This window comes from Mycolicibacter sinensis, from assembly GCF_001673565.1.
In the GTDB taxonomy this organism is placed as follows: domain Bacteria; phylum Actinomycetota; class Actinomycetes; order Mycobacteriales; family Mycobacteriaceae; genus Mycobacterium; species Mycobacterium sinense_C.
Genome location: NZ_LZMF01000082.1, coordinates 1 through 25112 on the forward strand (window position 1 = coordinate 1; position 25112 = coordinate 25112).

A 25112-nucleotide genomic window follows, 5' to 3' on the forward strand; every position below is an offset into this window, starting at 1 on the left:
AGTTCCGCATGCCAGATCAGCGGCGGCAGGTCGTCGAGGGCCACCGTCATCCCGACGTGGTTCACCGGGGCGTTGGACAGGGTCTGGATGGCGCGGTCGGGACCGGAGCGGCCGCGGAACAGCCAGATGTCGCCGGTGCGGGTCTCGGCCAGCGCACGCTCCAACGTCACGGTGTGTTCGTCCACGTCAGCACCATAGGGTGTGATCGTGCGCAGCATTTGGAAATGGATCGGCCTGGCGGGCGTGGTCGGAGTCGCCGCCGGGGGAGTGCTGGTGGCCCGAGACCAGCGACGGCGGCGGGCCTACACGCCCGAAGAGGTCCGCGCCCGGCTGCATCAGCGGCTGGCCGAAGCCGGCGGTTGAGCGAGGCTCGACGAAGGAGAGGCGAAGCTGCGACCGCCGCATGGACCCGGCGGTTGAGCGAGGCTCGACGAAGGAGAGGCGTAGCTGCGACCGCCGCATGGGCCCGGCGGAGCGGTCAACTCTTAGTCGACGTTGACCGCGTACAGGCGGTGGGTGCCGGCAAAGCCCTTCAATTCGGCGTCGCGGCCGGCGCCGACGGTGATGTCGTCGCAATCCTTGACCGCGTCGCGCACCGCTCCGCTGACCAGGATCTCGGCGCCGTCGGCGGCCGCGGCAACCCGGGCGGCCATCGCGACATTGCGCCCGAACAGGTCGTCGCCGCGGCGCACCGAGCGGCCCATGTGCACGCCGATACGAACCCGGATCGGGTGCCCCGGCTTGCGGCCGCGCCGCGGCTGCAGTGCGCGTTGCAGCTCCATGGCGCAGCGCACCGCCTGGTCGGGTTGCGCGAACGCGATCATGTACCCGTCGCCCTGGCTTTTGACCACATGCCCGCCGTGCGCGCGGACCGTGCGCTGCACCATCTCGTCATGGCGGGCGATCAGCTTCACCCAGGCGCGGTCGCCGATGCGTTCGTTCAGCGCGGTGGACTCCTCGATGTCGGTGAACAAGATCACCACATGACCGTCCGGGGTGAGGCGGGCCAAATCGGGTCGCTCCACCTCGGCCCAGTCAGCGAGGTCTTCGATGGATGAACGTACGGCTGCCCCAAACCCCTCCTTGCGCACCAGGTTTGCGGTCTGCCACACGGTTTTGACGGCCTCACGACCGCCGCTCAACAGCAGGTTGCGGGTGTCGACGCGCTGTCGCAGCTCCTCGGCCTCGGCCCGGGCCTGACGCAGCTGTCGCGTCAACACCGCCAGGGCAACGGCCTCGGCGACGACCACCGTCGCCAGTGCGCCGACCGCCAGCAGCGTCGGCGTCAGCCACCCGATCCCGAACATTCAGCGGGACACGAACTCGACGACGGCCGCACTGAAGGCGTCGTTGTCGTCGCCGGCCGCCGTGTGCCCGGCCTCGGACAATTCGACCAACCGCGCGCCGGGAACCTTGGCCAGGAAGTCCGCGACGCCTTCGGCGCTGACCACATCGGAGAGCTTGCCCCGGATCAGCAGGATCGGGATCTGCAGGCCGATGGCGGCCGCCTCGATCTTGTCGGTGCGCAGCGCCGGGTCGTCGCCGGGCTTGGTCATCAACGCCGGATCCCAATGCCAGAACCAGCGGCCGTCGCGGAACCGAAGATTCTTCTTCAAGCCCTCGGGACTGCGGGGTTTGGGCCGGTGCGGCAGGTATTCCGCCACGGCGTCGGCGGCCTGCTCCAGTGAGTCGAAGCCGTCGATGTGGCTGAACATGAAGTCGCGGATCCGCGCGCTGCCCTTCTTCTCGTAGCGCGGCACCACATCGACCAGCACCAGCTTGACCACCCGCTGCGGGCCTGCCTGATCGGCGACCAGTATCCCGGTCAGCCCGCCCATGCTCGCCCCGATCAGCACCACCGGGCGGCCGATCGCCTCGATCACCGCGACGGCGTCGGCGGCGAGCGTCTCGATGGCGTAGTCGGCGCCGGGCGCGCGGTCACTGTCACCGTGACCGCGGGTGTCGAGCGCAACGACGTGATAACCCCGCTCGGCCAGGATCTGACCGGTCTTGTGCCAGGAGTGCCGATTCTGGCCACCCCCGTGCAGCATCACGATCGTCGGGTCGGCGTCTGCGGCGAGACCGCGGTTCCATTCATCGGCGACCAGCGTGACTCCGCCGACGCCGTCGAAGTCGACGGTCTGGGCTGTGCTCATCAGGAAATGGTAGACAGTGTGAATCATGGTGGGTGAGGACATCGCCGACGTCGGGCAGCGTCGCGCACTGATCGCAGGGCTGATCGGGGTGCTGGTTTTGGCGGGCCTGCTCGGCTGGCTCGGGTTCCGTGCCGAAGCGGCCCACCGCGCCGTCGCGCAGCGGGAGATGTTTCTGCATGCCGCCCGGCAGACCGCCCTTCACCTCACCACGGTCGACTACCAGGACCCCCAAGGTGATGTGCAGCGCGTCCTCGACTCGGCGACCGGCGAGTTCTACGAGCGGTTCGCCGAACGGGCCCCGGTGCTGATCGAGACCGTCACCCGGGAGCACTCGCAGGCGGTCAGCGCGGTGAGCGAGGCGGGTCTGGAATGGCAGTCCGGGGACGAGGCGCAGGTGCTGGTCGCCGTCAGCGTCGCCTCAAAGCATCTGGGCGGTCTGGATCTGCAGCCGCACGAGCTGAGGATGCGGATGACGGTGCAGCGGGTGGGCAAGCAGGCCAAGGTTTCCGACGTCGAGTACGTGACATGAGGCGGCTGGTCTACGGGGTGCTGCCGGGGCTGATCCTGGCCATGGCAGTAGCGGCCGGGTGGATGAAGTGGTACGAGGGGACGATTCGCGCCGACGAGGCGGAGAGCGCCGAAACCATCTCGGCCGCAACCGAAACCACGATCCGAATACTGACGTTTGCTCCCGACACCATCGAACGCGATCTGGCCGGTGCACAGCAGCTGATGACCGACGGCTTCCGGGCGGAATTCGCGGCGCGCGCCCGCGATCGGATCATCCCCGATGCCAAGGCGCGCAATGTCACCGCGGTGGCCGAGGTTCCGGCAGCGGCATCGGTGTGGGCCACCCGCGATCACGCGGCAGTGCTGGTCTTCGCCGACCGCACCGTCACGGTCGGCTCCGCCGAGCCCGCTGAGGTCGATTCGAGCTACCGGGTGACATTGGACAAAGTCGACGGCCGGTGGCTGGTCGCGGGTTTCGAGCCGGTCTGAGGGGTAGACGATGAGTGAACCGCGGTGGATCGACGTGACGGCACCCGAGGTGGCGCTCAAGGCCCTGAGTTGGGGAGAGCCGGGCAACCCGGTGGCGTTGTGCCTGCACGGCTTTCCCGATACTCCCTACGGATGGCGTCGGGTGGCGCCCCGGCTGGTCGCGGCCGGCTGGCATGTGGTGGCGCCGTTCATGCGGGGTTACGCCCCGTCGTCGATCCCCGACGACGGCAGCTACCACCTCGGGGCGTTGATGGACGACGCGCTGCGGGTCTACGACACCGTGGGCGGGACCGGACGCGATGTGGTGATCGGTCACGACTGGGGCGCGATCACGGCCACCGGCTTGGCCGCCATGCCGGACAGTCCGTTCGCCAAGGCGGTGATCATGTCGGTGCCCCCGCCGGCGGCGCTTCGCGCGGCCGGGGCAGCGGACGGGATCGTCCTGGCCGGCCATCTGCCGGCGCAGCTGGTCCGTAGCTGGTACATCGGCTACTTCCAACTGCCGTGGCTGCCGGATCGGTCCGCCTCGTGGGTGCTGCCGCGGCTGTGGCGGCGCTGGTCACCCGGTTATGACGCCGAGGAGGATCTGCGGCACGTCGACGCGGCGATCGGGACGCCGGAGGGCTGGCGGGCGGCGCTGGGCCCCTACCGCGCCCTGCGCAGTGTGCAGGTGCCGGACCGATACGCCGATCTGCACCGGTACTGGCTGCAGCTGCCGCGGTTGCCGATCCTGTACCTGCACGGACGCACCGACGGCTGCATGTCACCGGCCTTCACGCGGTGGGTGGGTCCGGCGCTGGCGGACGGCAGTACCGCGGCCGTGGTCGAGCATGCCGGGCATTTCCTGCAACTCGAGCAGCCCGACGAGGTGGCCGACCGGGTGCTGCAATTCTTGACCTGATGAGCCGGGCGATGCGCGGACATCGGATGACCGCGGTCGACGCGCAGTTCTACTGGATGTCGGCGAAGATCCCCAGCGACCAGTTCCTGCTCTACGCCTTCGCCGGGGTGCCGGCCGACCTCGACGCTGCCGTGCAGGCGCTGCTGGACCGGGCCCGGCAGAGCCCGGCGCTGACCATGCGGGTCCAGGATGCCGGTTCGCTGGGCCACCCGCGGTGGGTTCCGGCGTTCGACCACATCGGCACGGTTCGGCATCGCGCCCCCGAGGACAGCTGGGCCGGTTGCCTGGACGCGGTGGTGCGGCTCAGCGATGACCAGCTCGACGTCCGGGCGGCGCCGTGGCGGCTGCACGTGTTCGCACCGGTGCACGGCATCCCGGGCCACCGCGGCGCCGGCACGGTGGCAGTGCTGCAGGTGGCACACGCCCTCGCGGACGGGGCGCGGGCCTCAGCGCTGGCGGCGTGGCTGTTCGGGCGCGCCGCGCCGGTGACCGCGGTGGGCACCCCGGCGCGCGGGTTTCTGCCCCGGCGCGCCGTCGTCGCGGCACGGGCTCACCGCAGCCGCGTCCGGGATACCGCGGCCGGACTGTTACCGCCTGCCGTCGGGGACCGGCCGCCGCTGGCCACCAACAACCGGCCTGCCGGCGCCCGCGCGGTACGCACCCTGGTGCGCCACCGTGCGGAACTGAGCGGGCCCACCGTCACCGTGGCAGTGCTATCGGCGGTGTCCGCGGCGCTGTCGGAGTACCTCGACGAGCCGTGCGATGCGCTGGGCGCCGAGGTGCCAATGGCCAAGACCGGCATTCGACTGGCGCACAACCATTTCGGCAACATTGCGGTGGGGCTGTATCCGCGATCGGATCGTGAGGCGCGCTGCGAACGGATCGCTGCCGACCTGGCCGGCGGCCGGCTTCGTGCCAAGCACCCGGCCACGGCGGCCGCCGACCGAGCCTTCGCGGCGACACCGGCGGCGCTGTTGCGCTGGGGTATTGGAAAGTTCGACCCGCAGACCCGGCCGGTGCGGGTGACCGGCAACACCGTGGTGTCCAGCGTGTACCGAGGTGCGGCGGACCTGCGCTTCGGCACCGCGCCGGTGCTGCTGACCGCCGGGTTTCCCGCGCTGTCCCCGGCGATGGGCCTCACCCACGGCGTCCACGGCATCGGCGACACCGTGGTGATCAGCGTGCACGCCGCCGAGTCGGCGATCAGTGAAATCGACGGATATCTACGATTACTGGATGCGTCATTGTAGTTTGGGGCACATGGCCGCTGCTGATGTTGCTTTGCTGATCCTGCGCTTGGTGCTGGGCGTGACCCTGGCGGCACACGGTCTCAACAAGTTCTTCGGCGGGGGCCGTATCCCGGGCACCGCTGGGTGGTTCGAGAGCATCGGGATGAAATACGGCAAATTCCAGGCGGTGACGGCCGCCAGCGCCGAGATCACCGCTGGGCTGGGATTGGCCGCCGGCCTGCTCACCCCGATCGCGGCCGCCGGGTTTGTGGCGCTGATGGCGGTCGCGGTGTGGACCGTGCACCGCGGGAACGGCTTCTTCGTGCTCAGCGAGGGCTGGGAATACAACCTGGTGCTGGCCACCGGCGCCGTCGTGGTGGCAATGCTCGGGCCGGGCCGGCTCAGCCTCGATCACCAGATCTTCTGCCGCTGTTGGCTCAACGGCTGGGCGGGCCTGGCGATCTCGGTCGGGCTGGGGCTGGCCGGTGCGATCGGCCAGCTGGTGCTGTTCTACCGGCCGCCGGCCGTGACCGGCGAGTAAGCCAGTCCGCTGCCGCCTGGCTGAACTGAAACGCGTTGGCCGACTGGCGTTTCGAAATCGTGCGTACGGTGTGAAACATGCAGGTACACGAGGTCCGAACCCGCCGCAGCGCCGAGGACTTTCCCCGCTCGGAGCACCTTGCCTGGAAGATCGCGGAGCTGGCGGTCGATCCGGTCGCCGTGCCAGACGACACCGCCGAGATGGTGATCAACCGGATCATCGACAACGCCGCCGTCAGCGCTGCGGCGGTGTTGCGCCGGCCGGTGACGGTCGCCCGCCGTCAGGCGCTGGCCCACCCGGCTGAGCCGGGCGCGCAGGTGTTCGGCGTTCCCGGTGGCTACTCGGCGGAGTGGGCGGCCTGGGCCAACGGGGTTGCGGTGCGCGAGCTGGACTTTCACGACACGTTCCTGGCCGCCGAATACTCCCACCCCGGCGACAACATTCCGCCACTGGTCGCGGTCGCCCAACAACTCGGTGTCTCCGGCTCCGAGCTGATCCGTGGTCTGGCCACCGCCTACGAGGTGCAGATCGGCCTGGCCAAGGGAATCTGCCTGCACGAGCACAAGATCGACCACGTCGCGCACCTGGGCCCGTCGGTGGCCGCCGGCATCGGCACCATGCTGCGGCTCGATCCGGAGGTCATCTACTCCTCGATCGGCCAGGCGCTGCACCTGACGACAGCCACCCGGCAGTCCCGTAAGGGACGGATTTCCAGCTGGAAGGCCTATGCCCCGGCTCACGCCGGCAAGGTGGGCATCGAGGCGGTCGACCGGGCGATGCGCGGTGAGGGATCCCCCGCACCGATCTGGGAGGGCGAAGACGGCGTCATCGCGTGGCTGTTGTCCGGTCCCGAGCACACCTACCGGGTGGCGCTGCCCGGCCCCGGCGAACCCAAGCGCGCCATCCTGGACAGCTACACCAAGGAGCACTCGGCCGAATACCAGAGCCAGGCGCTGATCGATCTGGCGCGCCGGCTGCGGGAACGCATCGGCGATTTGGAGCAGGTCGCATCGATCGTGCTGCACACCAGCCACCACACCCACTACGTGATCGGGACGGGCTCGGGTGATCCGCAGAAGTCCGACCCGGATGCCTCGCGCGAGACCCTCGACCACTCGGCGATGTACATCTTCGCGGTGGCCTTGCAGGACGGCGCCTGGCACCACGAGCGCTCCTACGCGCGTCAGCGGGCGCACCGCCCGGACACCATTGCGCTGTGGCACAAGATCTCCACCGTCGAAGACTTGGAGTGGACCCGCCGTTACCACTCGACCGAGCCGGACGAGAAAGCTTTCGGGGCGCGCGCCGAGGTGACATTGAAGAGCGGCACGGTGATCACCGACGAACTGGCCATCGCCGACGCGCATCCGTTGGGGGCGCGACCATTCGGGCGCACGCAGTACACCGCCAAGTTCGCCGAGCTCGCCGACGCAGTGGTCGAACCGGCCGAGCAGCATCGGTTCCTGGGGGCGGTCGAGGGCCTGGCGGGCCTTGACGGCGGGCAACTGGGTGCCTTGAACATCCTGGTCGATCCCCTGGTGCTGGACAAGGCGCCGGATACCCCGGAGGGGATATTCCGGTGAGCGGGCCAGGTGGGCTCGGGGGTTTCCCCGCGCGTACCTAGAACACGTTCTAATCTGACGCTCATGGGCTTTCTCAAACAGGACACCCCACAGATCGATTTCGAGGAGTGGAGCCGGGGCACTCGGGCGGAGCGCATCATCCCGATGGCCCGGCACTGGGCCGAAGTCGGCTTCGGCACCCCGGTGCTGCTGCATCTGTTCTACGTGGTCAAGATCGGCCTGTACATCCTGGGTGCGTGGCTGATCTGTCTGACCACGCGCGGTATCGATGGCTTCACCGATGTCGCGCATTGGTACGCCGAGCCGGTGGTGTTCGAGAAGGTCGTGCTCTACACGATGTTGTTCGAGGTGATCGGCCTGGGCTGCGGGTTCGGGCCACTGAACAACCGGTTCTTCCCGCCGATGGGATCAATCTTGTACTGGTTGCGCCCGAACACCATTCGGCTGCCGCCGTGGCCGGGTCGGATACCGCTGACCGCCGGCGATCGCCGTACCCCGTTCGACGCTGCGCTGTACGGCACGCTGCTGGTGTTGCTGCTCATTGCGCTGTTCTCCGACGCGACCGGGCCGGTCCCGGCGCTGGGGACTACGGTCGGGGTGCTGCCGGCATGGCAGATCTGGGCGGTGCTGGGCGTGCTGGCGGTGCTTGGGCTTCGCGACAAGGTGATCTTCCTGGCGGCCCGCGGTGAGGTCTATGCCTCCTTGACCGTCGCCTTCCTGTTCGCCGGCTACGGCGTGGACCTGATCCTGGGCGCCAAACTGGTATGCCTGGTCATCTGGCTGGGCGCGGCGACCTCCAAACTCAACAAGCACTTCCCGTTCGTCATCTCCACGATGATGAGCAACAACCCGTTGTTTCGGGCGCGGTCGGTCAAACGCAAGTTCTTCGAACACTTTCCGGACGACCTGCGGCCGGGCCGATTGTCGCGCTGGCTCGCGCATTTCTCCACGGTGATCGAGATGGGTGTTCCGCTGGTGTTGTTCTTCAGCCACGGCGGGTGGCCCACCGCGATCGCCGCGTTCGTCATGCTGTGCTTCCACTTCGGCATCCTGTCGGCGATTCCGATGGGAGTTCCGCTGGAATGGAACGTGTTCATGATGTTCTCGGTGCTGGCGCTTTTCGTCGGCCACGCCGGCGTCGGGCTGGGCGATCTGACGACGCCGCTGCCGATCCTGCTGTTCGTCGTGGTCGCGGGAACCGTCGCACTCGGAAACCTGTTCCCGCGCAAGGTCTCCTTCCTGCCGGGCATGCGCTACTACGCCGGCAACTGGGATACCACACTGTGGTGCATCAAACCGTCCGCCGACGCGAAGATCGCCGCCGGCATCGTCGCGATCGCCAGCATGCCCGCTGCTCAGCTGGAGAAGTTCTACGGCAGCAAGGAGGCTGCCCAGATCCCGATGTACATGGGATATGCGTTCCGTGCCTTCAACACTCACGGCCGGGCGTTGTTCACCTTGGCGCACCGCGCGATGGCCGATCAGAACGAGGACGACTACGTCCTCACCGACGGCGAGCGGATCACCAGCACCGCGATCGGCTGGAACTTCGGTGACGGGCACTTCAGTAACGAACAGCTGATCGCCGCGTTGCAGCAGCGGTGCAGATTCGAGCCGGGGGAGGTGCGGGTGGTGATTCTCGACGCCCAGCCCATCCACCGGCAAACCCAGTCCTACCGGCTGGTGGACGCCGCCACGGGGGAATTCGAGCGCGGCTATGTGCGGGTAGCCGACATGGTGACCCGCCAGCCGTGGGACGACGACGTGCCGGTACACGTCGCGATGTGACCCAGATAACTGGTCCAACCAGTTGACCAGTCGGGCCCGGTGCTCGACCATATAGCCCATGGATCTGGCGCCCATTCCCCGGACCGCGATCTCCGACACGATCTTCGTGCGCCTCGTCGAGGAGATCCTGACCGGACGCCTGCCGGCCGGCGAACCCCTGCCGTCCGAACGCGAACTGTCCCTGACTCTGCAGGTCAACCGGCATGCGGTGCGCGAGGCGCTCAAGCGGTTGCAGCAGGCCGGGCTGGTCCGGATCAGCCACGGCGGTAAGACCCGGGTGCTGGACTGGCGCGAAAGCGCCGGCCTGGATGCCCTGACCGGGCTGGCCCTTGCCGGAGTGATCCCCGCGCGCCAGATCATCGGCGACGTCGCGGTGATGCGGCGTTCGATCGCTGCGGATGCCGCACGACTCTGCGCGCGGAGCGCCTCGGCGCAGCAGCGGTCCGCGATCACTGCCGCCGCCACGGCATACCCGGCCTCCGGGGAGCTGGAGTTGGTGATCGACGCCGACCTGACGTTCTGGATCGCCGTCATCGACGGGTCCGGCAACATCGCCTACCGGCTGGCGCTGAACACCCTGGTCGCCGCCTACGACGAGATCGGACGTGAGGCGATCTACGCGCTGGGGGCCGCCGAATTCGCTGACCGCAGCGCACACATCGACCTGGCCGCCGCGATCGCGGCAGCCGACGAGGACGCCGCGTACCGGCTGGCCGAAGAGTTGCTGACCCGGTTCGTGGCGGCCTGCCAGGCCGACGCCGAAGGGGAGGGGTAACCGCCGTGTTCGATCTCATCGCACACGCGATCCCGGTCTTCGTGCTCTGCCTGGTTCTGGAGTTGGTGTCCTTCGCGGTGCTGCCGAACGACGAGGAGCGTGGCTACGAATTACGGGATACCCGAACCAGTCTCACCATGGGCATCGGCAACGTGATCATCAACATCGGCTGGAAGCTGGCGGTGCTGGCGGTCTTCAGCGGGGCCTACCTGCTGGCGCCGGTTCACCTGCCGGCGAGTAACCCGCTGACCTGGATCGCGCTGTTCGTCGCCGACGACTTCGCCTACTACTGGTACCACCGCACCCACCACACCATCCGGGTGTTCTGGGCCAGCCACGTGGTGCACCACTCCAGTCAGCACTACAACCTGTCCACCGCCCTGCGTCAGACCTGGACACCGTTCACCGCGGTCCCGTTCTGGGTGCTGCTGGCGTTCGCCGGGTTCGCCCCGTGGATGATCCTGCTGCAGCAGTCCATCAGCCTGCTCTACCAGTTCTTCATCCACACCGAGCGGGTCGGAAAGCTCTGGCGGCCCGTCGAATTCGTCTTCAACACCCCGTCGCACCACCGGGTCCACCACGGGTCGAACGAGAAGTACCTCGACACGAACTACGGCGGCATCCTCATCGTGTGGGACCGGCTGTTCGGCACCTTCCAGCCGGAGGTGGAGCGGGTCGTCTACGGGCTCACCAAGAACATCGAGACGTTCAACCCGGTGCGGGTGGCCACCCACGAGTACGTCGCGATCTGGCGCGACGTACGGGGTGCACGCAATTGGCGGGCGGTATGGGGCCACCTGTTTCGCGGGCCGGGATGGCAGCCCGCCGGCTGACAGGCAGCGCGACTCGCGAAGATTACCCAGAATCCCGGGCGTTGCTACCGACACGATGTCGGACCCCCGCCAGGACGTCCTCGGCGGCGCGGAACCGCAGGTGATGGATCTGCCCGGTCGCGACGGTGAAGTCGAAGGCGACCTTGACCTGTCCGCGGTGGATCCAGGCGGCGCCCGGGCGATTCTCGACGAACACAGCAAAGGCAGCTGCCGCAGCGCCGTTGAAGAAACCGGCTACCTCGCCGGCGCCTTCCAAGCGCGTCGGCGTCCCAAGCGCAATCGCGGACGCATCGGCAGTCACCACCACGTCGGGAGCCAGCAACTCGAGCAGCTGTGCGAAGTCTCCCTCGCGTGCCGCGGTCATAAACGCGTCCACGACCTCCCAATCGGCGAGGGCATCGGCGGGCGCTGGTGGGCGCACCTTGGCCCGAGCTCGCGAGGCCAGCTTGCGCGCCGCGACCGAGGTGGTGTCGAGCATCGTCGCGATCAACTCGAAGTCAAAACCGAAGCTGTCGTGCAAGACAAACGCCACCCGCTCGGCGGGCGTGAGCCGGTCGAGCACCACCTGCAGTGCGATGCCGATGGTGTCAGCCAGTACCAAGTCGTCGGCGGGATCGGGTGCCGTCGTTTCAACGTCTATCGACTCCGTCGGTATCGGCGTACGAGTTCGTAGCCGGTCCAAGCACAGCCGAGAGGTCACTGTTGTCAGCCAGCCCGGCAGATTTGTGATCGGGGCATCGGCGGCCACCAGCCGCAACCACGCCTGCTGAACGACGTCCTGCGCCGCGTCGGCATCGCCCAGGATGTGCGCAGCGATGCGCTGCAGGCGTGGGCGCTCGGCCTCGAAGCCGTCAGCAAGCTGCTCGTCACTCACCATGGCGGTCACACTTTCGTCGTCGGGTGCGTCAACATCCTGACGCACCCGGACCGCCCGGTGCGACCAGAGGAGGAGAACCCCGTGAAGACCATGACCTGCCAGGAACTGGGTGGCCCGTGCAGCTTCGTCCACCGCGGTGAGAGCGCCGACGAGATCATCAAGGCGCAGGACCGGCACCTCAAGGAACTCGTCAAGGCCGGCGACGGCGCCCACGTGCCAGCCCGAGACGACATGAAGGGCCGCTGGCGCCGCCCCATGAAGGCGATGGGCTGGTACAACGATGTCAAGAAGCGGTTCGCCGAGCTGCCCGAGGCGTGAGACCGTGAATCCGGCATCATCAGATTTCAGGTACTCGTATCGAGGAGCGCACATATGGCATCCGAGAAGCGCACGGTCAACAGCGATGATCCGTCAGCTCTGATCGACGGCCGCATCGCCGAATTGGCCGACTGGCGCGGTGAGCTGCTGGCCACCATCCGCGAAGTGATCACCACGACGCTGCCCGCCGTGGTGGAACAGTGGAAATGGCGCGGTGTGCCCACGTGGTACCAGGAAGGGATCATCTGCACCGGAGAGACCTACCGGGAGAAGGTCAAGCTCACCTTCGCCAAGGGAGCCTCGCTGCCCGACCCGACCGGACTGTTCAACGCCAGCCTCGACGGCAACACCCGGCGTGCGATCGACCTCCTGGAAGGCGACACCCTGGACGCGAAGGCCTTCGCGGCCCTCGTCCGCGCAGCCGCCGAACTCAACGCGCAATGACGTAACACTGGATGCCTCGGCGATCACCGCCGGCGGGGCTTACCCGCGCGGCACCCACTCGCCGTAGAACGGCGGCATCGCCGAGGCCCGGGAGGTGAACTGCGGGTCACGCTTCTCCAGGAAGGCCCGCACCCCGTCGGCCCCGTCGCCGATGCTGGTGTAGAACATCGCCAGCGAATCGACCCGGTGCGCGTCCACCGGGTCGGGCTGCGCGGAGTTGCGGTAGAGCATCTGGCGGATCAGCGCGAACGACACCGGCGAGCGGCCCTTGGTCCAGGCATCGGCCAGCTCTCGCGCCTGCGCCAGCAGCACGTCCGGCTCGTGCAGCGACTGGGCGATCCCGCAGGCGCGCGCGCCCTCCGCGTCCAGGATGTCGGCGCGGTAGAGCAGGTCCAAAGCCGTTGGCACCCCGACGATCCGGGGCAGGAACCAGGTCGAGCAGGCTTCCGGGGTGATACCTAGCTTGCCGAACACCAGCCCGAACCGGGCCTTGGTGGAGAACAGCCGGGCGTCCATCGCCAGCATCATGGTGGCGCCGATCCCGACCGCGGCACCGTTGACCGCGGCGATCACCGGTTTGCGGCAGCCGTAGATCGCCAGCGTCACCCGCCCGCCGGTGTCGCGCACCCGGGCCAGCTCCGGATCGTCGAGGTCGGCCATGTCGGCCAGGGACGGTGTCTTCGACTCGTCGAGGCCGAACACGTTGCCCGAGCTGGACAGGTCCATGCCCGCGCAGAACGCCCGCCCCTCACCGGTGACGATCACCGCGCGGACGCCGTCGTCGTCGTTGACCTCGACGAAGGTGCGCTCCAGCTCCTCGGCCATCTCGACGGTGAAGGCGTTGAGGTTGTCCGGTCGGTTCAGGTACACGGTGAGGATGCCGTCTTCGACCTCGTGGCGGATCGTGTTGAAGTCCATCAACCGAGGCTAGTTGCACAGGTCTGTTGACTCTGCCCCCGGGGGAGACTCCAGACTCGATGTCGTGACCACCTTGTTACCCATCGGGGATTTCGCCCGGATGACCTATCTGACCGTCAAGGCGTTGCGCCTGTACCAGGAGCGCGGCCTGTTGAGTCCGGTCCGGGTCGACCCGTCGTCGGGATACCGCTACTACAGTCCGGGTCAGGTGCCGATAGCCCAGGTAATCCGCCGGCTGCGGGATCTGGGGATGCCGTTGGACGAGCTGACCGAGGTGGTCCGCGCCGAGAACGTCACCGACCGCAACCGGGCCATCGTGGCCCACCTCCAGCGGCTCGAGGACCAGCTGAGCCACACCCGGTCCAGCGTCGCCTCGTTGCGGTCACTGCTCGAACAGCCCACCGGGGCAATCGATGTGACCTACCGGTCGGTGCCTGCGACGTCGGCCGCGGCCGTCGTCGATCAGGTCGATATGGACGACGTCGAGGACTGGTGGACGCAGGCGTTCGCCGACCTCGACACCGCCGTCGACGGCGACGCTCCCGGTGTGCGCGGTGCGCTGTACTCGGCCGAGTTCTTCGAGGCCGGCCGCGGTGAGGTGATCGCATTTCGGCCGGTGGCCGCCGCACGGACCCGGGGCCGGGTGCACGCACTCGAGGTTCCCGCCGCCGAACTGGCGGTGGCACTGCACCGCGGGGCATTCAGCGAGCTGGACCGCACCTATGCCGCGCTGGGCACCCACGTCGCCGAACGCGAACTGGGTGTCGACGGGCACATCCGCGAGTACTACCTGGTGTCCGGCTACGACACCGACGACGAGCCAGCGCATCGAACCGAGGTGTGCTGGCCGATCTTCCGCACCAAATCCTGACCACGACAAAGGAGTTCACCGATGAAGATCACGCTGCACACCGTCATATTCGACTGCGCCGACGCCGACAAGCTGGCGCGGTTCTGGTCGCAGTTGTTGGCCTGGCCGCTCGACGACGGCGCCACTGCCGAATTCGCCTCGATCGGCATATTGGCCGAATCGCCCCCGCACCTGGCGTTCGTGCAGGTACCGGAGGGCAAGCAGGTCAAGAACCGGGTGCACCTCGACCTCGTCGCGGCGGACCTTGCCGCCGCGGTCGAGCGCGCCCTGGAACTCGGCGCCGCCCGGTTGGGCGACCATGCCGACGGCGGCTACCGGTGGAATACCTTGGCCGACCCCGAGGGCAACGAGTTCGACATCGTGGCGGCCTGAGATGGGTTCGCTGGCAGACGCATTGGTGGCCACCGGGCCCGTCGCCGAACATCGCGAGGCGATGGCGCTGTACGGATGGCTGGTGGGCGGCCGGTGGGACCTCGACATCACCTGGTATGGCGACGACGGCACCCGCCAAGTCTCCGGCTGGATGATCGCGGACTGGGTGCTCGACGGCCGGGCCGTCCAGGACGTCTGGCACGCCGAAACTCTCTTTCACGGGACCACGCTGCGCGTCTATGACCCGGCCGTCGACGCCTGGCACATCCAGTGGACCGAACCACAACTGGGACTTCGGCTACACCAACTGGGCCGGGCCGACGCGGACGGGATCGTGCAGGACGGCACGCTGCCGGATGGCTCCGCCATCCGGTGGAGTTTCCGTGACATCGGCCCGGAATCGTTTCGCTGGCGTGACGAACGCAGCGCCGATGGCAAGACCTGGGAGTTGAAGCAGGAGTATCTCGCCCGACGAGCATGAATCCCCCCGTCACGCGGCATCGACGCTGTCTGCGCCGGCACGCGGCAGGAAGCGGGGTGCGATGCCCGCCGCGGTGGTCGCGATCGCCGCTGATCCCAGTGCCTGGGCCCAGCCGATCGGACCGAGCGGCGTGCATCCCATGAACTGGCTGACGCCCGGTGTGCTGATCAGGACCGCCATAGCCGCGAAAGACCCTCCCGCGGTGGCCAGCACCAGCGGTGAGCGCGACTCCAGCACCGTCTGTCCCAACTGGGTGGTCACCAGCGCGACCAGTGCCACCGTGGAGGCGCGCCGGGGAAACCCGGTGACTCGTGCCATGAACCACGCCGCAAGCGTGGCGCCGGCCGTGGCCGTGCCACGCAGCGTCACTGCGCGCAGCAGTGCTTTCTCGTCGGGCCCGCGCCCCCCGAAGGGCATGGGGCGCCGAGGTTGACTGATCGCCAGCGCGGTAGCCGGAAATGCGTCGGTCACGATGTTCACCAGCAGTAACTGTCGGGTGTTCAACGGTGCCTGACCGGTCAGTGCGCTGCCGACGATGGCGAAGAGCGCGCCGCTGGCGTTACCGCCCAGCAGCACCGCCACCGCCGCCTGCACCCGCTGCCACAGTTGGCTGCCCTCGTTGAGGGCGTCCAGCAGGGTTTCGATGCGGCCGTCGAGCAGCACCACGTCGGCGGCCGTGTGGGCGGCGTCGCTGCCTTGGGCGACGATCCCGATCCCGACGGTGGCGGCCCGGATGGCGGCGGCGTCGTTGGCGCCGTCGCCGACCATCGCCGACACCTTGCCGCTGCGTTCCAGCGCCTGCACCACCTGAACCTTGTTCGCCGGCGACATCCGGGCGAACACCACCCGCTCGGCCACCGCGAGCTCCTGCTCCTTACCCGACAGCGTCTCCCATTCCATGCCGGTGATCACCTGCTCGGCGCTGACGTGCAGGCCCATCTTGCGGGCGATGGCGCGGCCGGTGGTCGGATGGTCGCCGGTGATCATCCGAACCGGCACCTCCCGGCGATGCAGCTCGGCCAGCAGGCCGGCCGACCCGGCGCGCGGGGTGTCGGAGATGCCGACGAATCCGACCAGGGTCAGCCCGTCGGTGCACTGCTCGGCGATGGCTGCCAGCTGGGTGTCGGGATCGTCGACATCGGCCGAAAGCGATTGGATCTGTGCGGAGCTGAGCTCGCGTCGTGCTACCGCGAGCACCCGCAGTCCCTCGTCGGCCAGCTGCTCCACCAGGTCGTGGACGTCGGCCGCAACGTCTCCGCAGGCGGCGAGCACCACTTCGGGTGCACCCTTGATGGTCAATTCGGTCCCGAACACCGATGCCGCGAACGGCCGCCCGGAGCGGAACGGCAGATGGGCGTCGGCCTCTGCCGATGCGATGGCACCCGGCACCGCCGCAGCCGCCGCCACGATCGCGGCGTCGGTGGCGTCGACATGGCTCTGTCCCTTCGCCGATGCTGTCGCGCGTGCCGCGCAACGCAGCACCTCGTCATGGGAGTGACCGGACGCTGTCCGCACCTCGGTGACCCGTAGCCGGTTCTCGCTGAGGGTGCCGGTTTTGTCGAAGCACACCACGTCCACCCGGCCCAGGGCTTCCACGGAGCGCGGCACCCGCACCAGCACACCGGATTTGGTGAGACGGTGCGCAGATGCGTGCTGGGCCAGTGTCGCCACCACCGGCATGCCTTCGGGGACGGCGGCGACGGCGACCGAAACACCTTGAGCCACCGCCTGCTGCAGCCGGGTGCCGCGCGCCACCCCCAGCGCGCTGACCAATCCGCCGGCGACCAGGCTCAGTGGCCAGGTCCGGTTGGTGATCTGGCCGAGCTGATGGCCGAGCCCGATGTCGCCGTGCCGACTGGTGACGAGGTCGGCTGCGCGCCGCACCTCGGTGTCAGGGCCTACCGCGGTCACCAACGCCAGGCCCGTCCCGGCCGCCACCGTGGTGCCCGCGAAGAGCATGCAGCGCCGTTCGGCCAGTTCTGCGCCCGGGGTGGCGTCGATCTGCTTGGTCACCGGCAGCGACTCACCGGTCAGCGATGCCTCGTCGACCTCCAGCTTCTCCTGCTCGATCACACGGGCGTCGGCCGGCACCACGTCGTCAGGACCCACCTCGATCAGATCGCCACGCTGCAACTGCTCGGGGAGCACCTGAACCCGTTCCCGGGTGCCATCCGGCCGGATCGTCACCTTCCAGGCAGGTGGGACCTGGTCCGCGAGCAGCCGATTCAGCCGCAGCTCGGCGCTCAAACGCTGGCCGGCGGCCACCACAGCGTTGCTGGCCAGTACCGAGCCGACCAGCAGCGCGTCCAGCGGTGAACCCAATATCGCGGTGGCCGTGGCACCCAGTCCCAGTACCGGGGTCAGCGGGTCGGACAGCTCGTCACGCACCGCGTCGGCGAACTGCCAGAGGAAGTGGCGCTGGGCATTGTCGGCAACGCGCGGCGCCGAGGTGGGCTCCGACGATGCGGCCAATGCGGCACGAACCTGCTCAACCGACATGGCATGCCACTCGTCGACGGGAACCGGCCGGGGCAGCGGTGCGTTGACCACCTTGCGCGCCGACCAGTAGCCGGATAGCAGGCCCGCTGCCGCGCCCAAGGCCACCGGTTCGGGACCGCGGCCCCGGACGGTCGGTATCAGCAGCAGTGAACCCAACGCCGAAGCCCCGATGGACAGTTCGACACCGAGGCGACTGGCTGCCTTGGCCGCGGGCAGGGCATGCAGAATCCGCCACACCCCGGCGAGGTCATCGACGATCAGGTCCGCATCCAGCGGTTGCGGCTGGCCGTCACCGTCGGGCAGGATGCCCAATCCCAGATCGGCGGACGACAGTGCCTGGGCAGCCACAGCGGAGACCACCGCAACGGTGTGGCCTTCCTGTTGGTAGTCGTGCACTGCGTCGAGCAGCGCGTCGTCGATCGAATCGCCCGTCATCGGCACGATTTCGTCGAACGCGGGCCGCAACTCACCGAGACCGGCGGAGTCATCGACGGTAATGGTCTGCACCTCGGCGCGCTGTGTCTCGGCCAGCGTCGCGGCGGCCAGCTGATGTGGCGCCGGCGCGAAGAGCGCCTCCGTAACGGGGCGCCCCTTGCTGCGGCGGGTGCCGGCGACCGGATGCCAACCAGGCTGCAGGTCGCCGGCTGCCAGCATCGCCTGGGCGCGTTCCCAGGCGGCCAGATCCTTCTCGCCGGAACCCCGAAGCCGTACCAGCCGCAACGATTCGCTGCGCAGCACCCGCGGATCGAGAATCACCACATCGATCCGATCCAGTCGGCGCAGGCTGTCCGGGTCGATCTGCAGCGCCTCATCGTTGTTGGCCAGCCCGCGGCCCAGCGTCGCCGCGAACGATTCCGGGGTGGATTGGGCGGCTTTCGGAACGGCCACAATCGCGGCGTTGCCGGCCAGGTTCGGGTCGCGACTGGTCACGCCGACCACGGCCGCGCCGATCGCCTGAATCCCGTTGCCGCGCTGCAGATATTGTTCGACCGGGCCGGCCGGCGGTGACGCCGTGCGCGACGTCGACCGGGCGTCCGATCCTGTGGTGGGGCGGACCAGTTCCGGTTCGCGCCGGGACCACGCCCCTGCTACGGCACGCGCTTCAGCGGCCTTGAAGGTATTGACCGCCAGGTCCACCGCCAGAATCGACGGTGCCACAGCCAAAGCATGGGCGGCGGTCGATGCGATCCCCAACGCGGTGTCCGTCGTACGCTTGCCGATTCGTTCTTCGAGGAGTCGGCGCAGCCGCGGCTGGTTATCCAGAGCGACCACGGCGCCTTGGACACTGGCCGGCAAAGGCGGAAGCCGCAGGACGCGCCCGGCCAGTGCGATGCCCAATCCGACGGCGCTGACACCAGCCATCGCCGCGCTCGTCAGAGCTATCAAGCCGTCGCCGGGTGCGGGGGTTGGGCGAGGTTGTCGACCCTCGGTGACATCGTCGGAGTCGTCGTCGATCAGGGGGCTCTCGACGGCGGCGATCGTATCGAGCGGCTCATCCAGTGCCGGTTCGGCATCGTTGATCAGTGCGGGCATCGAGGGGGGCATCGGTCTCCTTCGCTCGGCGACCGAATCTGCTGAATTCCGTGGAAACTTCGGTCGACATGGTCAATCGTCCGAAGGTCTCGCTCGCGAAAGTCCTGGGTCCGCTGAATGACCGGGCGGGTCGGCCCGCCGTACTGACGACCATCCACATCCGCCACAGGCGTGGCGGGTAGGAACTACTCCCCTTCGCGATCGAAGGTAGGGCAGGTAGGCGGCGGCCGGCTGAACGCCGACGAGACCCGACCTGAAATGCCGGTGAATTAACGTGATTTCGACCGGATCTGACGGTGCCGGCTACGCCGAACGTGCACCTCCTGCGAGATTTCCCTGATTCTTTCGCAGCAGGCGCACGTTCGGCGATCGGAATCCCGTCGGGCCTACACCCCGGCGCGGGCTTGTTTGGCGGCGGCGACCAGGTTGGCCAGCGAGGCGGTCACCTCGTCGGTCTTGCGGGTCTTGAGGCCGCAGTCCGGATTCACCCAGAGTCGTTGCGCTGGAACCGCATCAAGGGCTTCCCGCAGCGAGGTGGCCATCTCGTCGGTGCTGGGCACCCGTGGCGAGTGGATATCGTAGACGCCCGGCCCCACCCCGTTGGAGAACCCGATCGCGTTGAGGTCGTCGAGCACCTCCATGTGCGAGCGCGCCGCCTCGAGGGAGGTGACGTCGGCGTCGAGGTCGGCGATCGCACCGATCACCTCGCCGAACTCCGAGTAGCACAGGTGGGTGTGGATCTGGGTCGCGTCGCTCACCCCCGACGTCGACAGCCGGAAGGCGCCGACCGCCCAGTTCAGGTAGGCGTCCTGGTCGGCCTTGCGTAGCGGCAGTAACTCGCGCAGCGCGGGCTCATCGACCTGGATCACCGCGATGCCGGCTTTCTCCAGATCCACGGTCTCGTCGCGGATGGCCAGCGCCACCTGGTTGGCGGTGTCGGCCAGCGGCTGGTCGTCGCGGACGAACGACCACGCCAGGATGGTCACCGGGCCGGTGAGCATGCCCTTGACCGGCTTGTCGGTCAGTGACTGGGCGTAGGTGGCCCACTCCACCGTCATCGGATGCGGACGGAAGACGTCGCCGAAGAGCACCGGCGGCCGCACGCACCGGCTGCCGTAGGACTGCACCCAGCCGTTGGCGGTGGCGAAGAAGCCCTCCAGCTGCTCGGCGAAGTACTGCACCATGTCGTTGCGCTCCGGCTCGCCGTGCACTAACACGTCGAGGCCCAGCTGCTCCTGCAGTTTGATGACATCGGCGATCTCGGCCTTCATCCGGCGGGCGTACTCGCCCCTGTCGATCTCACCGGCGAGCAGCGCGGCCCGGGCCTTGCGGATGTCGACGGTCTGCGGGAACGACCCGATGGTGGTGGTCGGCAGCGGTGGCAGATGCAGCCGCTCGTCCTGAGCGGCACGCCGGGCCTCGGCGCTGCCGCGGTGCGCGCCGGCCGCGGTGATCGTCGCGATCCGGCCACGCACGTCCGCGTTGTTCAGCCGCGGGTCGGACTTGCGCGAGGCCACCGCGGCCTGGGATGCGGCGATCTCGTCGGCTACGGCGTCGCGGCCCTCGGCCAGGGCCCGAGACAGGACGGCCACTTCGGTCACCTTCTCGGCGCCGAACGCCAGCCAGCTGCGCAGGTTGTCGTCCAGCGCCGAATCGGCCTCATACGACAGCGAGTAGGGGACATGCAGCGTCGAGCACGACGTGGATACCGCCACCGCAGCCGCCGACCCCCGCACGGTCGCCAGCTTCGCCAGCGCGGCCTCCAGGTCGGTGCGCCAGATGTTGCGGCCGTCGACGACACCGGCGACCAGGGTCTTGGAGGCCAACTCCGGAACTGCGGCCACCGAGTCCACCGAGCCGTAGACCAGATCCACGCCGATCGCCTCGACCGGGGTCCGGGCCAGCGCGGCCAGCGCACCGCCCGGGTCGCCGAAGTAGGTGGCGACGAAGATCGCCGGCCGGCCCGCCACACCCGCGAGGCGGCTGTAGACCTGTTCGGCCAGCGCCGGGGCGTCCGGGGCGCCGTCCGTCACCAACACCGGCTCGTCGATCTGCACCCACTCGGCCCCGGCTTCGGCCAGCTTGGAAAGCAGCTCGGCGTAGACGTCGGTCAGCTCGTCGAGGCGGAAGATCGGCGCCGGCGCACCGTCGACCGCCTTGCTCAGCAGCAGGAAGGTGATGGGACCGATGATCACCGGGCGAGCCGGAACCCCTTGCTCGGCAGCCTCTTTGAACTCAGCGAGCACCTTGGCCGGATTCAGCGCGAACTTGGTGTCCGGGCCGATCTCCGGAACGATGTAGTGGTAGTTGGTGTCGAACCACTTCGTCATCTCCAGCGGGGCGATCTCGGAGTTGCCCCGTGCGGCGGCAAAGTAACGGTCCAGCTCGTCGGCCACCCCGGCGACCCGCTGCGGGAGCGCACCGAGCAGCACCGCGGTGTCGAGCATCTGGTCGTAGTAGGAGAACGTGTTCACCGGTACCGAGTCCAGACCAGCGGCGACCAACTGTGCCCAGGTGTCGCGGCGCAGGCCGGCAGCGACCTTCTTCAGTTCGTCTTGTCCTATCCGGCCGGCCCAGTAACTCTCGGTGGCGCGCTTGAGTTCGCGGCGCGGCCCGATTCGCGGAGATCCGAGAACGGTGGCGGTAAAGGGTTGAACGGTCACGATGCGATCCTTTGATCCAGAGGGTGGGTCACCGCCGGCGGTCGTCCAGCCAATCCGGTTCCGTGCAATTTAACGCACTATAACGCTGAAAAACCAGACGCCCATTCCGCGAGGCGTTGATCCGCCGGGCGCGGCGCGCCCGACACAACAGGCAGGTCTTCGGACTCGCAGGCGCGCACCGGGGGTGCTCCTAGTGGCCGTCGCTTCCCAGTCGTGGGCGAACCCTTGACCAGTGCCGATGACGGCGGTCGTTCCTGCATACCGCTGCGGGACAGTCCCGGATTCTCACCGGGTTCCCTCTTGCGCTCCACGGAAAACCGCGTTGCGCTCGATGCCAACGGCGCCACTACTACCGGCGATGTCGGCAAACCAGTTGCGTGGTCGACGTTACCCGTCAATCGCCCTGAAGGGCCGCCAGAGCCTCCGGGATGGGCGCCTGCCCGTCGTTGAACTCGATGGTGCGGCGAATCGTCGAGGTGCCGGTCAGGCAGGTCGCGGTCACCAGCGCCACATTGCCCCGGGACACCTCACCTTTGCCGGTGTGCGGGCCGATATCGATCCGGCCGGTCGCCGGCTCCAGGGTCAGCCGACTCGGCCCCAGCACCGTCCAGTCCAGATCGGTAGCCCGCAGATGGGCGTCGGCGGCGGCCTTGGCCTGCGCGTATGGGTAGAAGGGATCGTCTTCCGCCACGCCGTGATCAGGAGCGGCGCCGAAGTAGGACACCATCACAAAGCGCCGGATGCCGGCTTGCGCGGCGGCGTCGATGGTGCGGATGGCGGCGTCGCGGTCGACGGCGTAGGTGCGGGCCGGGTCGCCACCACCGGCGCCGGCGGAGAACACCACCGCATCGTGGCCGGCCAACAGGTCAGCCAGCGCGGCGGTGTCGAGTTGCTCGATGTCGGCCACCACCGGAATCGCCCCCGTCACCGCGACCTCCTCGGAGTGGTCGGGATTGCGGAAGATCGAGGTCACCTCGTCGCCGGGTTCATGCGGCGGTCCCAGCTTCGCCTCTCCTTCGTCGAGCCTCGCTGAACCGCTCGGTTCATGCGGCGGTCCCAGCTTCGCCTCTCCTTCGTCGAGCCTCGCTGAACCGCCGGGTTCGGTCAGGATGCGGCTGAGTAGCAGGGCGACCTTGCCGTGGCCGCCGATGATCACAATGCGCGCCATGGCTTCGACCGTACATGTGGCCGGCGTACGGCGCGCTCGGTCCGTTCATGGGTATGAGAACAAATATTAGGTTATAGTCGGCCAGACGCCCGAAGGAGTTGCCGGCACGATGTTCACGCTTCGCTTCGACATGCGGGCGCCGGTGTCGGCAGCACCCCGCGCTGAGCTGTACGCCGCGGCCATCGAAATGTGCGCCTGGGCCGAGACCCGCGGTGCGATCGCCGCGGTGCTGTCCGAGCATCACGGCACCGAGGACAATCACCTGCCGTCGCCACTGGTGCTGGCTACGGCCATCGCCGCCCGCACCGAGGCATTGAGGATCATGCTCGCCGCGGTGGTCCTGCCGTTCTGGGATCCGGTCCGGCTGGCCGAAGACATGAGCGTGCTCGACATCATCAGCAATGGGCGCGTCGCCTATGCCTTCGGACTCGGTCACCGCGCGCAGGAGTACGAGCACTTCGGCATCGAAATCGGCACCCGCGGAACGCTGGCCGATGAGAAGTTGAGCCTGCTGCTGGCGCTGTTGCGCGGTGAGCCGGTCCGCTATGAGGGCCGCCGAATCCATGTGACCCCGGCCGGTGTGACACCGGGTGGCCCGCACATCATGATCGCCGGCGGCAGCGCGGCGGCGGCCGTCCGTGCCGCCCGGCACGGTCTGGGATTTCTCGCTCAGGCGAATCCGGCTGGCCTGAAAGATTTTTACGAATCGCAGTGCCGGGAGCACGGCCATGAGCCTGGTCCGGCCCAGTTCCCCGAGCCTGACGCGCCGACGACCGTCTTCGTTGCAGACGACGTGGATAAGGCTTGGGGCGAACTCGGACCGTACCTGCTCCACGATGCCGTCACCGCCGCCGGCTACCGGCACGGAGATGAGAGCGTAGCGAGCATCTCGCGGGCCGCCAGCGTGACGGAACTGCGGGAAGCACCCGGGCCGTACCGCATCTTCACCATCGGGGAGGCCGTCGAGCAGCTGCGGTCCGGTCGCAGCCTGCCGCTGCTTCCGCTGTGCGGCGGGCTTCCGCCCACCCTTGCCTGGCCCTATCTGGAACATGCAGTGGCAGCCGTTGGGCGCGCGAACTCGGAGGGGAAAGCATGAATCGGAAAACCCGCGTCGTGGTGTGGTCAACCGGCGGTGTCGGCTCCATTGCGATCGACGCGATCCGGCACCGGCCCGATATGGAACTCGTTGGGGTCTGGGTGCATTCGACCGAGAAGGCGGGCCGTGATGCCGGCGAACTCGCCGGTGGCACCGCGCTCGGGGTGGCGGCGACCGGTGACGCCGATGCGCTGATCCGACTGCGGCCGGACTGCGTCGTGTATGCCGCGAGCGGACCGGACCGCGACGCTGCAGCGGTGCCCGACTATCTGCGGCTGCTGGAGGCAGGGATCAACGTCGTCTCGACGTCGTCGACCAGCCTGGTGTATCCGCCGAGCTACTTTCATCCCGAGTGGCGCGAACAGCTACAGGCGGCGGCCAAGGCCGGTGCCGCGTCGTTCTACGTGTCCGGGGTCTTTCCCGGCTTCGGCTCCGATCAGCTCGCCCTGATGCTGGCTACTCAGTCCAAGTCGATTCGCACGCTGACGGTGCGCGAGATCGCGCTCAACGACCACTACCCGGTTGCCGACGTCATGATGGATGGGATGGGATTCGGCCGGCCGCTGGACTTCGAGCCGATGCTGAGCACCCCGGGCTTCATCGAGATGGCTTGGAGCGCACCGATTCACCTGATGGCGCAGGGTCTGGGCGCGCAAGTCGAGGAGATCCGCGGTTCGCTGGACCGGCGGGTCACGCGTCGCGATATCGAAGTGGCCTTCGGGACTATCGCGGCCGGGACGTGCGGCGCGGTGTGCACCCGGGCGGTCGGCGTCGTCGACGGACGGGAGGCCATCGTGGTCGAGCACATCATCCGGATGGCCCGCGACGTCGCACCGGACTGGTTGGCCTCGGACTGTGACGCCACCTATCGGGTGGATATCGACGGCGATCCCGACATCCACTGCGCGATGACCCTGGGTGACGCAGCAGGTCACGGTGCCGGCCGGGGCGCGATGGCGGCGACCGCGATGCGCGTCGTCAATGCGGTGCCTTATGTGGTGGACGCGGTTCCGGGGCTGCTGAGTTCGCTGGATCTGCCGATCACGTTGCCCCGCCACGCATTCTGA

General features: G+C 68.3%; 23 protein-coding genes, 1 pseudogene and 1 riboswitch. Of the genes and pseudogenes, 16 read left to right on the forward strand and 8 right to left on the reverse strand.

Annotated elements, in window-relative coordinates:
• Positions 1-185 (reverse strand): annotated as a pseudogene (locus A5648_RS13125) (guanylate cyclase); the annotation flags it as partial.
• A gap of 22 nt (positions 186-207) precedes the next feature.
• Between A5648_RS13125 and A5648_RS23390 the strand changes: the two are divergent.
• A complete protein-coding gene (locus A5648_RS23390; RefSeq protein ID WP_109401032.1) occupies positions 208-363 on the forward strand; it encodes a hypothetical protein in 156 nt (51 codons plus the stop codon).
• 122 nt (positions 364-485) lie between these two features.
• Here the strand turns inward: A5648_RS23390 and A5648_RS13130 are convergent, their stop codons facing one another.
• Positions 486-1307, reverse strand: a complete 822-nt coding sequence (locus tag A5648_RS13130) for an adenylate/guanylate cyclase domain-containing protein (protein WP_207511698.1) — start codon at positions 1305-1307, stop codon at positions 486-488.
• Positions 1308-2156 carry an alpha/beta fold hydrolase gene (locus A5648_RS13135; protein WP_109470790.1) on the reverse strand — a complete coding sequence of 283 codons (849 nt, stop codon included), beginning with the start codon at positions 2154-2156 and terminating at the stop codon, positions 1308-1310.
• Positions 2157-2181: 25 nt separating this feature from the next.
• Between A5648_RS13135 and A5648_RS13140 the strand changes: the two genes are divergently transcribed.
• The 9 genes from A5648_RS13140 (at position 2182) to A5648_RS13180 (ending at position 10805) form a co-directional block, all read left to right on the forward strand.
• Positions 2182-2685, forward strand: a complete 504-nt coding sequence (locus A5648_RS13140) for an Mce protein (RefSeq protein ID WP_065024973.1) — start codon at positions 2182-2184, stop codon at positions 2683-2685.
• A complete protein-coding gene (locus A5648_RS13145; RefSeq protein WP_065024974.1) occupies positions 2682-3155 on the forward strand; it encodes a hypothetical protein in 474 nt (157 codons plus the stop codon). The genes A5648_RS13140 and A5648_RS13145 overlap by 4 nt, the downstream gene beginning before the upstream one ends.
• A gap of 10 nt (positions 3156-3165) precedes the next feature.
• Entirely contained in the window at positions 3166-4056 is an 891-nt protein-coding gene (locus A5648_RS13150; protein WP_065024975.1) for an alpha/beta fold hydrolase, read from the forward strand.
• A gap of 11 nt (positions 4057-4067) precedes the next feature.
• Complete coding sequence (locus A5648_RS13155; protein WP_065025008.1) at positions 4068-5306, forward strand: DUF1298 domain-containing protein; 1239 nt, start codon at positions 4068-4070, stop codon at positions 5304-5306.
• A 10-nt stretch (positions 5307-5316) separates the two neighbouring features.
• The gene (locus A5648_RS13160; protein ID WP_065025009.1) at positions 5317-5826 is read left to right on the forward strand and encodes a DoxX family protein; all 510 of its coding nucleotides are present in this window, start codon (positions 5317-5319) and stop codon (positions 5824-5826) included.
• 77 nt (positions 5827-5903) lie between these two features.
• Entirely contained in the window at positions 5904-7409 is a 1506-nt protein-coding gene (gene prpD / locus A5648_RS13165) for a 2-methylcitrate dehydratase PrpD (RefSeq protein WP_065024976.1), read from the forward strand.
• A 63-nt stretch (positions 7410-7472) separates the two neighbouring features.
• Entirely contained in the window at positions 7473-9197 is a 1725-nt protein-coding gene (locus A5648_RS13170) for a DUF3556 domain-containing protein (RefSeq protein WP_065024977.1), read from the forward strand.
• 58 nt (positions 9198-9255) lie between these two features.
• Positions 9256-9972 (forward strand): FadR/GntR family transcriptional regulator, encoded by a 717-nt coding sequence (locus A5648_RS13175; RefSeq protein ID WP_065024978.1) that lies wholly within the window; start codon positions 9256-9258, stop codon positions 9970-9972.
• A gap of 5 nt (positions 9973-9977) precedes the next feature.
• Positions 9978-10805, forward strand: a complete 828-nt coding sequence (locus tag A5648_RS13180) for a sterol desaturase family protein (protein ID WP_065024979.1) — start codon at positions 9978-9980, stop codon at positions 10803-10805.
• Between the two features lie 22 nt (positions 10806-10827).
• Here A5648_RS13180 and A5648_RS13185 read toward each other — a convergent pair whose 3' ends face one another.
• Complete coding sequence (locus tag A5648_RS13185; protein ID WP_234787420.1) at positions 10828-11895, reverse strand: sigma-70 family RNA polymerase sigma factor; 1068 nt, start codon at positions 11893-11895, stop codon at positions 10828-10830.
• A gap of 159 nt (positions 11896-12054) precedes the next feature.
• On the opposite strand from A5648_RS13185, the gene A5648_RS13195 reads away from it, so the two are divergent.
• Positions 12055-12444, forward strand: coding sequence for a DUF1801 domain-containing protein (locus A5648_RS13195; RefSeq protein WP_065024981.1), 390 nt, complete (start codon positions 12055-12057; stop codon positions 12442-12444).
• 39 nt (positions 12445-12483) lie between these two features.
• Here A5648_RS13195 and A5648_RS13200 read toward each other — a convergent pair whose 3' ends face one another.
• Positions 12484-13362, reverse strand: coding sequence for a crotonase/enoyl-CoA hydratase family protein (locus A5648_RS13200; RefSeq protein WP_065024982.1), 879 nt, complete (start codon positions 13360-13362; stop codon positions 12484-12486).
• A 64-nt stretch (positions 13363-13426) separates the two neighbouring features.
• On the opposite strand from A5648_RS13200, the gene A5648_RS13205 reads away from it, so the two are divergent.
• Genes A5648_RS13205 through A5648_RS13215 form a run of 3 tightly spaced genes read left to right on the forward strand, consistent with a single transcriptional unit; the run spans position 13427 to position 15086 of the window.
• The gene (locus A5648_RS13205) at positions 13427-14233 is read left to right on the forward strand and encodes a MerR family transcriptional regulator (protein ID WP_082966475.1); all 807 of its coding nucleotides are present in this window, start codon (positions 13427-13429) and stop codon (positions 14231-14233) included.
• 21 nt (positions 14234-14254) lie between these two features.
• Positions 14255-14605 (forward strand): VOC family protein, encoded by a 351-nt coding sequence (locus tag A5648_RS13210; protein ID WP_065024983.1) that lies wholly within the window; start codon positions 14255-14257, stop codon positions 14603-14605.
• Between the two features lies 1 nt (position 14606).
• Positions 14607-15086 carry a hypothetical protein gene (locus A5648_RS13215; protein WP_065024984.1) on the forward strand — a complete coding sequence of 160 codons (480 nt, stop codon included), beginning with the start codon at positions 14607-14609 and terminating at the stop codon, positions 15084-15086.
• A 9-nt stretch (positions 15087-15095) separates the two neighbouring features.
• Here the strand turns inward: A5648_RS13215 and A5648_RS13220 are convergent, their stop codons facing one another.
• From A5648_RS13220 to A5648_RS13230, 3 genes are all read right to left on the reverse strand, one after another.
• The gene (locus A5648_RS13220; RefSeq protein ID WP_065024985.1) at positions 15096-19130 is read right to left on the reverse strand and encodes a cation-translocating P-type ATPase; all 4035 of its coding nucleotides are present in this window, start codon (positions 19128-19130) and stop codon (positions 15096-15098) included.
• Positions 19131-19504: 374 nt separating this feature from the next.
• Positions 19505-21781, reverse strand: a complete 2277-nt coding sequence (gene metE, locus A5648_RS13225) for a 5-methyltetrahydropteroyltriglutamate--homocysteine S-methyltransferase (RefSeq protein WP_065024986.1) — start codon at positions 21779-21781, stop codon at positions 19505-19507.
• A gap of 133 nt (positions 21782-21914) precedes the next feature.
• Positions 21915-22119, reverse strand: a riboswitch (cobalamin riboswitch).
• A gap of 56 nt (positions 22120-22175) precedes the next feature.
• A complete protein-coding gene (locus A5648_RS13230) occupies positions 22176-22949 on the reverse strand; it encodes an NAD(P)H-binding protein (protein ID WP_082966476.1) in 774 nt (257 codons plus the stop codon).
• A 109-nt stretch (positions 22950-23058) separates the two neighbouring features.
• On the opposite strand from A5648_RS13230, the gene A5648_RS13235 reads away from it, so the two are divergent.
• Both A5648_RS13235 and A5648_RS13240 read left to right on the forward strand, forming a co-directional pair.
• Positions 23059-24045 carry an LLM class flavin-dependent oxidoreductase gene (locus A5648_RS13235; protein WP_065024987.1) on the forward strand — a complete coding sequence of 329 codons (987 nt, stop codon included), beginning with the start codon at positions 23059-23061 and terminating at the stop codon, positions 24043-24045.
• Entirely contained in the window at positions 24042-25112 is a 1071-nt protein-coding gene (locus A5648_RS13240; RefSeq protein ID WP_065024988.1) for an NAD(P)H-dependent amine dehydrogenase family protein, read from the forward strand. The genes A5648_RS13235 and A5648_RS13240 overlap by 4 nt, the downstream gene beginning before the upstream one ends.

What these genes read in the sequence shown, in the direction of transcription:
- A5648_RS13175 (WP_065024978.1), top strand. Translation starts at nt 9,256, where the DNA reads ATGGATCTGGCGCCCATTCCCCGGACCGCGATCTCCGACACGATCTTC.
- A5648_RS13235 (WP_065024987.1), top strand. Translation starts at nt 23,059, where the DNA reads ATGTTCACGCTTCGCTTCGACATGCGGGCGCCGGTGTCGGCAGCACCC.
- A5648_RS13145 (WP_065024974.1), top strand. Translation starts at nt 2,682, where the DNA reads ATGAGGCGGCTGGTCTACGGGGTGCTGCCGGGGCTGATCCTGGCCATG.
- A5648_RS13150 (WP_065024975.1), top strand. Translation starts at nt 3,166, where the DNA reads ATGAGTGAACCGCGGTGGATCGACGTGACGGCACCCGAGGTGGCGCTC.
- A5648_RS13160 (WP_065025009.1), top strand. Translation starts at nt 5,317, where the DNA reads ATGGCCGCTGCTGATGTTGCTTTGCTGATCCTGCGCTTGGTGCTGGGC.
- A5648_RS13220 (WP_065024985.1), bottom strand. Translation starts at nt 19,130, where the DNA reads ATGCCCCCCTCGATGCCCGCACTGATCAACGATGCCGAACCGGCACTG.
- A5648_RS13140 (WP_065024973.1), top strand. Translation starts at nt 2,182, where the DNA reads ATGGTGGGTGAGGACATCGCCGACGTCGGGCAGCGTCGCGCACTGATC.
- A5648_RS13195 (WP_065024981.1), top strand. Translation starts at nt 12,055, where the DNA reads ATGGCATCCGAGAAGCGCACGGTCAACAGCGATGATCCGTCAGCTCTG.
- A5648_RS13130 (WP_207511698.1), bottom strand. Translation starts at nt 1,307, where the DNA reads ATGTTCGGGATCGGGTGGCTGACGCCGACGCTGCTGGCGGTCGGCGCA.
- A5648_RS13135 (WP_109470790.1), bottom strand. Translation starts at nt 2,156, where the DNA reads ATGAGCACAGCCCAGACCGTCGACTTCGACGGCGTCGGCGGAGTCACG.
- prpD (WP_065024976.1), top strand. Translation starts at nt 5,904, where the DNA reads ATGCAGGTACACGAGGTCCGAACCCGCCGCAGCGCCGAGGACTTTCCC.
- A5648_RS13230 (WP_082966476.1), bottom strand. Translation starts at nt 22,949, where the DNA reads ATGGCGCGCATTGTGATCATCGGCGGCCACGGCAAGGTCGCCCTGCTA.
- A5648_RS13215 (WP_065024984.1), top strand. Translation starts at nt 14,607, where the DNA reads ATGGGTTCGCTGGCAGACGCATTGGTGGCCACCGGGCCCGTCGCCGAA.
- A5648_RS13200 (WP_065024982.1), bottom strand. Translation starts at nt 13,362, where the DNA reads ATGGACTTCAACACGATCCGCCACGAGGTCGAAGACGGCATCCTCACC.
- A5648_RS13170 (WP_065024977.1), top strand. Translation starts at nt 7,473, where the DNA reads ATGGGCTTTCTCAAACAGGACACCCCACAGATCGATTTCGAGGAGTGG.
- A5648_RS13155 (WP_065025008.1), top strand. Translation starts at nt 4,068, where the DNA reads ATGCGCGGACATCGGATGACCGCGGTCGACGCGCAGTTCTACTGGATG.
- A5648_RS13210 (WP_065024983.1), top strand. Translation starts at nt 14,255, where the DNA reads ATGAAGATCACGCTGCACACCGTCATATTCGACTGCGCCGACGCCGAC.
- A5648_RS13240 (WP_065024988.1), top strand. Translation starts at nt 24,042, where the DNA reads ATGAATCGGAAAACCCGCGTCGTGGTGTGGTCAACCGGCGGTGTCGGC.